The organism is Faecalibacterium sp. An77, from assembly GCF_002161315.1.
Taxonomy (GTDB): domain Bacteria; phylum Bacillota; class Clostridia; order Oscillospirales; family Ruminococcaceae; genus Faecalibacterium.
In genome coordinates, this window is record NZ_NFHK01000070.1 from 1 (window position 1) to 8,912 (window position 8,912).

Consider the following 8,912-nt stretch of genomic DNA (forward strand, 5'->3'; position numbering starts at 1 on the left):
TTCTCGTGTTCCTGAATGTGGCTGTATTTTCTGGGCATAGCAAAGACCTCCTGTAGTAGTTTTATTCTACCACAGGAGGCCTTCTTTTTTCACTGTCTACTTTTACTGGAGCAGTTCACTTCCAGCTTGAGCCTGTCTGGACCGGGCAGGCAGGAAAAACAAAGCGCTTCTGTGCAAAACGATGAACTTTTTTGTAGGGTTTGTCCAGGCTGCAGCGGTTGTCCGGCAGGAGTATTTGTGTTAGTATAGAAAAAACAGACCGGGTAAAAGGGAAAATACCGGGTAATGGAACGAAAAGGAGGAATTCAAGTTGAAAAAGATTCTTGCAGGGTGTCTGGCTGCCGCGCTTGTTTTGCAGCTGGCCGCCTGCGGCAAGGGCCAGCCGGCCCAATCGGCGGCCGACAGCAAACCGGCCTCCTCGGCTTCTTCTGCATCTTCGGCCGTTTCAGAAGCTGAAAGCAAACCCGAAAGCCAGCCCGCCTCCAGCGCCGCGTCGGAGGAGGAAAAGGCTGCATCCTCCCAGCCGGAGCAGGACGAAGCCTCGTCGGAGGCGTCGTCGGTCCAGAGCCTTCCGGCCGATGCAGTGGCCATGAAAGGCGGCCCGGCCCAGGTGGACGCCATGGTCCTGCCGCTGGGCAAGAAAGTCCAGGTGGAAGTGAATGGTTCCCGCCGGTGGTTCGCCTTTACCACCGGCAGCACGACGGACTATGAAGTCTGGCTGGCGCCGGGAGGACAGTACTATCGAACCATTGGCTTTGGCATTTACAACCGTCGGGGAGAACTGGTGTGGGAGTCGAACACCAACGGGGACGGCTCGGTCACCGTCCGGCAGGTCCAGCTTTCGCCCGATACACCCTACTTTGCCACCGTGGCCCAGTCGGAGGGGAACCATGGTGCTCTGACCTTCCGGCTGTCCCCCCTGACCGAGACGGGGGACGCATCCTCCGGCGCGTCCTCGGAGGAGACCGCCGGATCTGCTGCCCAGTCCCAGGCGGAGGGAATTCTGGATCTGGAAGGCGGTTCGGCCCAGGGCGGAGCCACGGCGTTCCAGCTGGAACAGATGGTCCGGGCCAAGGTGAACGGTTCCCGCAAGTGGTACTCCTTTGCCACCGGGGACGGCACCGACTACGAAGTCCTGCTGGCTCCCGAAGGCCAATATTACAGGACCATCGGATTCAGCCTGTACAATGAACTGGGAGAACAGGTGTGGGAGTCAGGAACCAACGGAGATGGTTCGGTCACCATCCGGCAGATTCAGCTTTCCCCCAACACCACCTACTACGGCGTTGTTTCACAGAAGGCAGGCAATGACGGAAACCTGATTTTCCGGGTTTCTGCCCACTTTACCCCGCAGGATACGGCCACCGAGGTGGAACGGGAACCCGAGACGGTGTCCGAGCTGATCTTTGAGGAACCCTTCTCGCTGGATGAAACCCAGATCATGTTTGTGTCCAACAAGGCGATCTTTGTGGATGAGGAGGCCGCCAAGGCTGCCCTGGCTCCAGTGGCCGAGGTGATTCTGGCTCACCCGGATCACCCCGTCCTGCTGGCGGGAACCACCGCCACCGACGGCCAACAGGAATCCTGCGTGCAGCTGTCCAGCCAGCGGGCCGAAGCGGTCAAAAACCTGCTGGTCAGCGCCTATGGCGTCCCGGAAGATCAGCTGCTGACGGTGGGACTGGGCTATGAGGCGGACCCCTTCCCCCGGGGACAGGACCGGGACAGCAGCGGAAATTTTGTGGAGTCGGAAGCGGTCAAGAACCGCCGTGTGGTGGTGCTGGATGCCAATGATCCCACGGCCCAGGAAATTCTCAATGCCTGACTTTTCCGCACAGCGCCTGCCGTTTTCGTGATTGCACCCATATCAATGAACCCGGATGTGCGGTGCGGAAAGCTGTAGATTCCGGCGAGCTGGATGTCCTCCGCCTGGAAAGTTATCGCAAGCTGGAGCATGAAACCAGTTGCGACGGCTTGAGCGGCAAGGCGATTGAACGCAAGAAGTGTGAGCGCATGTTCAAAGAAGTCGGCGGCATGAAAAATGCCCGTCGATTCGCCCAAGAACACAACAAGCACAAGTAAGAGAGAAACAAATAGGTATAGAGCAGCCTTGCACAGCCTGTGCAGGGCTGCTTTTTATTGAATGCAGTCTTTTGCAAACATTATAGAATCTTTTAAAAGAGCGCTTGAAAAACATTTTAAATGGCAGTATGATGATTTCAGACATCGATGTACTTTTACCAAGACTGGAGATAGCATTGTGCCGTTTTATTTGAACGTACAGAAAGAAACCATAGAGCCTTCCGCCGTCCTTTTGATGCGAAGGGTCGGAGCGTATGGCCCCGAAAACCGTCGGCTGATGAACCTCATGAAAGGGTGGATCAGTAGCCGTGGCCTGTGGAAGCAGAAGACCACCCTTCTGGGGATCCCGTGGGATAATCCATCCATGACAAGGGCAGAGGAGTGCCGCTACGATGTCTGTATGCTTTGGGACAAGAAAATGATCCCTCAGACAGATGAGGTTGTGCTTGGGCAGTTTAGCGGCGGAATGTATGTCGTGTTTCTGCTGGAGCATACCGCAGAGGCTGTCCAGGCCGCATGGAGCGGATATTCTGCCACGCTGCCTGCGCTGGAGTTCACTTTGGATGCGTCCCGGCCTGTGATGGAACGCTACCGGAAGGAACTGGTGGACCGGCACCTGTGCGAATTGTGCGTGCCCATCTTAAAGTGACGACGGGAAATAAAAAGAAAGGCAGGGGGAGAAGGGTGAATAAACTCTTGCTGTTGCTGGCCGGTTTGATCGCTGTATTTGGTCTGGTTTATCTTCTCTATATCAATGGCTTCGGCGTCATCAACTCCAAGTCGGCGCTGGTGTATCAGGGGTGTCCCCGGATCGGAAAAAACAAGAACCGCATCAAGGCCAGCTTTACATCCTGCCGCGGGACTGTCAAACGCGTGATCTGCCTCCAACCGGGAAAAAGGTATCGCTTTGTTTTTTCATCTGTGATTACCAAGGGAACGGTTTGCGTGGAAATCAGGGATAAGAAAAAGGAGAGCCTTGTGGTTCTGGATCGTGAGCATCCCTGTGCCGTCCTTTCTGTGGAGCCGGGAGACAGGTTGTATGTTACCACCCGGTTTACCGGGGCGGATGGAAAATATGAACTCGCCTGGGATCTCCAGAAATGAGGTCTGACTTTGGCGTTCCATCCATGATCATCGCATTAGCAAAAAGGCAGGGAATGGAAACGCCCTGCCTTTTCGTTTGATTGAATTTTATGAAAGAAGGCTTTGCCATGCCCAAAAACGGAGCAGTGCCCACAGTTTGTGTCCGATACCGCACGCCGCCCCGCCGAAAAACACCCGGATGGGGATCTCGCAAAAATTTGTACGGCGAAGACAGCTTTTTTCGAATCGGGTGCGTCCTTCGCGGCGCTCCTTTTTCTTTTAAAAATAATGATTAAATCTTTTTTTGCGTTCCAAAATCCTCCACCCCCTGTTTGCCTTTTCCCGCCTCTTCCGCTATACTAGAGCAAAACCGTGAATCTCAATCAAAGAAGGATATTTCCATGGAATCGATTCTTTTGCTGGAGGATGATCCGGCCCTGGGCCGGGGCATCGGGATGGCGCTGGAAGCACCGGAGCGGGCCGTTATCCGGGCTGGCACCTTGCAGGAAAGCTGGGAACGGCTTGCCCGGCAGCGCTTTGACCTGCTGATCCTGGACATCAATCTGCCGGACGGCAGCGGGCTTGAGCTGCTGCGTCAGCTGCGGGCGGCGGGGGAGAACACCCCGGTCATCCTTTTGACCGCCAATGACCTGGAACTGGACGAAGTCACCGGGCTGGAAGCCGGGGCGGACGACTACATCACCAAGCCCTTTTCCCTGGCGGTGCTGCGGGCCCGGGTGGCGGCCCAGCTGCGCCGGAATGCGCCGAAGGTTCCCGCATCCTTCCAGCTGGGCCCCTTTTCCTTTGACTTCGAGGGGATGGAGTTCCGCCGGGGAGGGGAAAAGGTGGAGCTCTCCAAAACCGAACAGAAGCTGCTGCGGGTTTTGGTGGAGAACCGGGGCCGCACCGTTCCGCGGTCGCTGTTGGCGGAAAAGGTCTGGCCCGACGGGGCCGGGGCGGTGGAGCCCAACGCCCTCTCGGTCACGGTAAAGCGGCTGCGGGCCAAGCTGGAGGCTGACCCCGCAAAGCCCGAATATCTCAAAACGGTGTATGGCATCGGCTACACCTGGGCGGTGAACCCATGAGCGGGTGGATTGCTGCGGGTGTGGCGCTGGCGCTCGCCGCCGGGGTCGTCCTGGTGTCGCGCTGGCGGCAGGCCCGGTTGCTGAGGCGGCTGGACGAGATGCTCACCGCCGCCATGGAGGGCGCGTTTTCCGAGAGCAGTTTTGACGAGACCCGGCTTTCCGCTCTGGAAAGCCGCCTGGCCCGGTATCTGGCGGCCAGTGCCCTCTCGGCCCGAAATCTAAAGGCCCAGAAAGACCAGATCAGCGCCCTGATTTCGGACATTTCCCACCAGACCCGCACCCCCGTGGCCAATCTCCGGCTCTATGCCCAGCTGCTGGAAGAACAGCCTCTCACGGCGCAGCAGGCCGAATGTGTGCAGGCCATCTCAGGCCAGGCCGAAAAGCTGGAGACCCTGATCCAAGCGCTGGTCAAAACCTCCCGGCTGGAAACCGGGATCCTGGCCCTCCACCCTGCGCCCGGGCCCATAGCGCCGGTGGTGCAGCGGGCCGCGGCCCAGTACGCCCCCAAAGCCGAGGCAAAACAGATCCGCCTGACGGTGGGAGCGACCGAGGCAAGCGCCCTTTTCGACCCCAAGTGGACCGAGGAGGCCCTCTGCAACCTGCTGGACAATGCGGTGAAATACACCCCCGCAGGCGGGGCGGTAAGGGTGGAGGTTCGGCCCTATGAGATGTTCACGGCGGTCTGCGTCCGGGACACCGGTCCCGGCATCCCCGAAGAAGAACAGGCCAAGATCTTCGGCCGGTTTTACCGGGCCCCCGGAGCCTGGCAGGCGGAAGGGGTGGGCATCGGTTTGTATCTGACCCGGCAGATCGCTGAAAAGCAGGGCGGCTACATCAAGCTGGAAAGCGAACCGGGCACAGGGAGCTGTTTTGCCCTCTTCCTGCCCCGGGAATAAGGATTCTTTCAAAACTGTCATCTTCTCGAAAGGGCAGGGAAAGATTTCTGTGGTAAAGTCTGTATTGTCCAAGGATGATACAGACTTTTCTTTTGGAGGAATGCTGCATGACGATTTTGGAAACCAGAGACCTGAAAAAATACTATGGCTCCGGGGATACCCAGGTGAAGGCGCTGGACGGGGTGAATCTCACGGTGGAACAGGGGGAATTTGTGGCCATTGTGGGCACTTCCGGCTCGGGCAAATCCACCCTGCTCCATATGCTGGGCGGGCTGGACCGCCCCACCTCGGGCACGGTCAGGGTGGACGGCAGAGAGATCTTCGGGCTGAAAGATGAGGCGCTGACCATCTTCCGCCGCCGAAAGATCGGCTTTGTGTTCCAGGCCTATAACCTTGTCCCGGTGCTCAGCGTCTGGGAGAATATCATCCTGCCCATCCAGCTGGACGGCCGGGCGGTGGATGAGGGCTTTGTCCGGGAGGTGGTGTCCACCCTGGGACTGGAAAAGAAGCTGCAAAGCCTGCCAAGTCAGCTTTCCGGTGGCCAGCAGCAGCGGGTGGCCATCGCCCGGGCCCTGGCGGCCAAGCCCGCCATCCTGCTGGCGGATGAGCCCACCGGCAACCTGGATTCCAAGACCAGCCAGGACGTGCTGGGCCTGATGAAGGTCACCGGCCAGAAATTCGGCCAGACCATGGTGATGATTACCCACAACGAGGAAATTGCTCAGATGGCCGACCGGATTATCCGGATCGAAGACGGCCGGATTGTGACGCGGTGAGAGGGGGCGAAACCATGAAGGTATCCAATCGGGGCTGCATCCGCCGGCTGAGCCTCCGGGCGCTTTGGGCGAACCGCACCCGGAACATGGTGGCGGTGCTGGCCATCGCGCTGACTGCGCTGCTTTTTACCAGCCTGTTCACCATCGCCCTGTCCATCAACGAGGGGATGCAGCAGAGCAACTTCCGCCAGGCGGGCGGGTATGCCCACGGGAGTTTCAAATACCTCACCGAGGAAGAGTTCAGCCAGCTGAAAGAACACCCCCTGATGGAGGACTGGGGCCTGCGCCGTTTTGTGGGGATGCCCACAGGCGTTCCCTTCAACAAATCCCATGTGGAGGTGGGCTATTCCGACCCAAACGAAGCCCATTGGACCTACTGCGACCCGGTGGAGGGCCGCCTGCCCGCCGAGGGCACCGACGAAGCTGCCACCGACACCCATGTGCTGGAACTGCTGGGCATCACCCCGGAACTGGGGGCGCAGTTCACCCTCACCTTTGAGGTGGACGGCCAGGAAACCACCCAGACCTTCACCCTCTGCGGCTGGTGGGAGTACGACGATGCGGTGGTGGCCAACCATGTGCTGATTCCCGAGAGCCGGGTAAATGCCATTTTGGAGGAGGTGGGGGTCACCCCGCCGGGTACCGATGGGATGACCGGCTCCTGGAACCTGGACGTGATGCTGAAACATGGCGCCCGGTCCATCGCCGCCGACCTGGGCCGGATTCTGGCGGACAATGGCTATCAGGACCAGGACCCCGCCGCCCCGGGTTATATCGCCACCGGCGTCAACTGGGGCTACACCGGGGCCCAGCTGTCCAGCCAGATCGATCCGTCGGTGATTCTGACAATCCTGGTGATGCTGGCTCTGATCCTCTTCACCGGCTACCTGATTATTTACAACGTGTTTCAGATTTCGGTGGCGGGGGATATCCGGTTTTACGGCCTGCTGAAAACCATCGGTACCACCCCGCGGCAGATCCGGCGGATCATCCGCATCCAGGCTCTGGTGCTGTCGGCGGCGGGCATCCCGGCGGGGCTTTTGCTGGGCTGGCTGCTGGGCGGGGTGCTGACCCCGGTCATCACGGCGCAGCTCAATGATGTGATTGGTACCGTATCGGTCAGCCCGGTGCTGTTTGGGGTTTCGGCACTCTTTGCCCTTGTCACCGTCCTGATCTCCTGCCGCCGTCCCGGCCGCCTGGCCGGAAAGGTGTCGCCGGTGGAGGCGGTGCGGTATACCGAGGGAAAAGCCCTCCGGCCCAAAGCCCGCCGGAAGGAAAAAGGGGTCTCCCTGGTGTCCATGGCCTGGGCCAATCTGGGCCGCAGCCGGGGCAAAACTGCCATCACCATAGTGTCTTTGTCCCTGGCGGTGGTGCTGCTGACTTTGACCGTTACCTTCACCGCCGGCTTTGACATGGACAAATACACTGCCCACTTCACCGCCACCGACTTCATCGTGGCAGATGCCGGCAAGCTGCAGGTGAGCACCACCGGCTTCAACAGCGGTATGGCGGTGGGGGAGGACGCCATCGCCGCCATCAACGCCCAGGGCGGTGTCACCCAAAGCGCCCGGGTCTACGGCCAGAGCATAGGAATGCTGGAATTCATCCCGGAGGACTGGTTCCTTGCCAGGAACCGCCCCTATTATTCGGAGGACTCCCTCCAGTGGCTGATAGACCACACCCAGCGCAATGACGCCGGGTTCCTGGCGGACTATGTCCAGCTGTGCGGCATGGAACCCTTTGCCCTGGACCAGCTGACGGTGCTGGAAGGGGACTTGGAGAAGCTGAAAGAGCCCGGCGGAAACTGGATTGCCGCCGTCTACCGGGAGGACGACTACGGAGACCCAGAAATGGACAGCAACTGGGCCAAACTGGGAGATACAGTAACCATCCGGTATGTGGAGAAATTTGAGTATTACGACAACGACACCGGCGAGGTGCTCCCGATAGAGCAGGTGGAGGCCGCCTATGCGGCGGGCCACAGCATTACTTCCTACGCCAAGACCTACCGGGATGTGGACTACACAGTGGCCGCCCTGGTGACGGTGCCCACCGCATTGAGTTACCGCTATTACGGGGACGATGCCTTTATCCTCGACGACCAGACCTTCCTCCGGGACAGCGGCACCGCCGATGTGATGTACTATGCCTTCAACACCACAGAGGAGGCCACCGCCGCCATGGAGGCTTTCCTCCAGGATTATACCGAAAATGTGAATCCCCAGCTGGACTACGAGAGCAAAGCCACCTTTGCCGGGGAATTTGAGAGCGTGCGGGGGATGTTCCTTCTTTTGGGCGGGGCGCTGAGCTTTATTGTGGGGCTGGTAGGGGTGCTGAACTTCGCCAATGCCATCCTCACCGGCATCACCGCCCGCCGCCGGGAGCTGGCGGTGCTCCAGTCCATCGGAATGACCACCCGCCAGCTGCGGACCATGCTGGCCATCGAGGGCCTGCTCTACACCGCCGGAGCTGCGGCGCTGGCGCTGGGCATCATCCTGGTGAGTGCCCCCTTCCTGGGGCCCATCCTCAACCGGATGATCTGGTTCTTTACGTATCGATTCACCCTCTGGCCCATCGGGGTAGTGCTGCCCCTGTTTGCAGCGCTGGGCATCGGGATCCCGATGCTGACCAGCCGGGCAGTCCAGCACATCCCGGTGGTGGAGCGCCTGCGGCAGGAGTGAGCGGATAGAAAGTTCTTGCAAAGACAAAAAGCCCGGCGGCTTCTCACGGAAAAGGGAGAGGCTGTCGGGTTTTGCTCTGCTGATGATGCGTAAGCTCTCCATAATCCCCCGTGAGGGATAAAGAAAAGAGCTCCCATGAGGAGCTCAAATCGGTTGAAATTATTTGAGTTTGCAATACTCGGGAAGGTTTTCGGCCCAGGGGAGCAGCGGAACCAGTTGTTCCTCGGTAGGATTTTCGCCCAGTTTGGGCAGCTCCTGCAGCAGGAACAGTAGGTAACCAAAGGGATCCAGACCATTGTGCTTGGCTGTCTC

Annotated in this window: 8 protein-coding genes; all 8 read left to right on the forward strand. The window is 59.2% G+C overall.

The window, feature by feature from the left end; genetic code table 11:
• Positions 1-310 precede the first annotated feature (310 nt).
• The 8 genes from B5G28_RS13555 (at position 311) to B5G28_RS13590 (ending at position 8,600) form a co-directional block, all read left to right on the forward strand.
• Positions 311-1,822, forward strand: coding sequence for an OmpA family protein (locus B5G28_RS13555; protein ID WP_087249662.1), 1,512 nt, complete (start codon positions 311-313; stop codon positions 1,820-1,822).
• Between the two features lie 62 nt (positions 1,823-1,884).
• Positions 1,885-2,079: a hypothetical protein gene (locus B5G28_RS13560; protein WP_087249665.1), complete on the forward strand. Its 195-nt coding sequence runs from the start codon at positions 1,885-1,887 to the stop codon at positions 2,077-2,079.
• Positions 2,080-2,257: 178 nt separating this feature from the next.
• Positions 2,258-2,728 carry a GyrI-like domain-containing protein gene (locus B5G28_RS13565; RefSeq protein WP_158099634.1) on the forward strand — a complete coding sequence of 157 codons (471 nt, stop codon included), beginning with the start codon at positions 2,258-2,260 and terminating at the stop codon, positions 2,726-2,728.
• A 35-nt stretch (positions 2,729-2,763) separates the two neighbouring features.
• The gene (locus B5G28_RS13570; protein WP_144265561.1) at positions 2,764-3,183 is read left to right on the forward strand and encodes a hypothetical protein; all 420 of its coding nucleotides are present in this window, start codon (positions 2,764-2,766) and stop codon (positions 3,181-3,183) included.
• A 380-nt stretch (positions 3,184-3,563) separates the two neighbouring features.
• Positions 3,564-4,247, forward strand: coding sequence for a response regulator transcription factor (locus tag B5G28_RS13575; protein ID WP_087249670.1), 684 nt, complete (start codon positions 3,564-3,566; stop codon positions 4,245-4,247).
• A complete protein-coding gene (locus B5G28_RS13580) occupies positions 4,244-5,143 on the forward strand; it encodes a HAMP domain-containing sensor histidine kinase (RefSeq protein ID WP_087249672.1) in 900 nt (299 codons plus the stop codon). The genes B5G28_RS13575 and B5G28_RS13580 overlap by 4 nt, the downstream gene beginning before the upstream one ends.
• 107 nt (positions 5,144-5,250) lie before the next feature.
• Positions 5,251-5,919: an ABC transporter ATP-binding protein gene (locus B5G28_RS13585; protein ID WP_087249674.1), complete on the forward strand. Its 669-nt coding sequence runs from the start codon at positions 5,251-5,253 to the stop codon at positions 5,917-5,919.
• 14 nt (positions 5,920-5,933) lie between these two features.
• Complete coding sequence (locus B5G28_RS13590) at positions 5,934-8,600, forward strand: ABC transporter permease (protein ID WP_087249676.1); 2,667 nt, start codon at positions 5,934-5,936, stop codon at positions 8,598-8,600.
• Positions 8,601-8,912 lie beyond the last annotated feature (312 nt).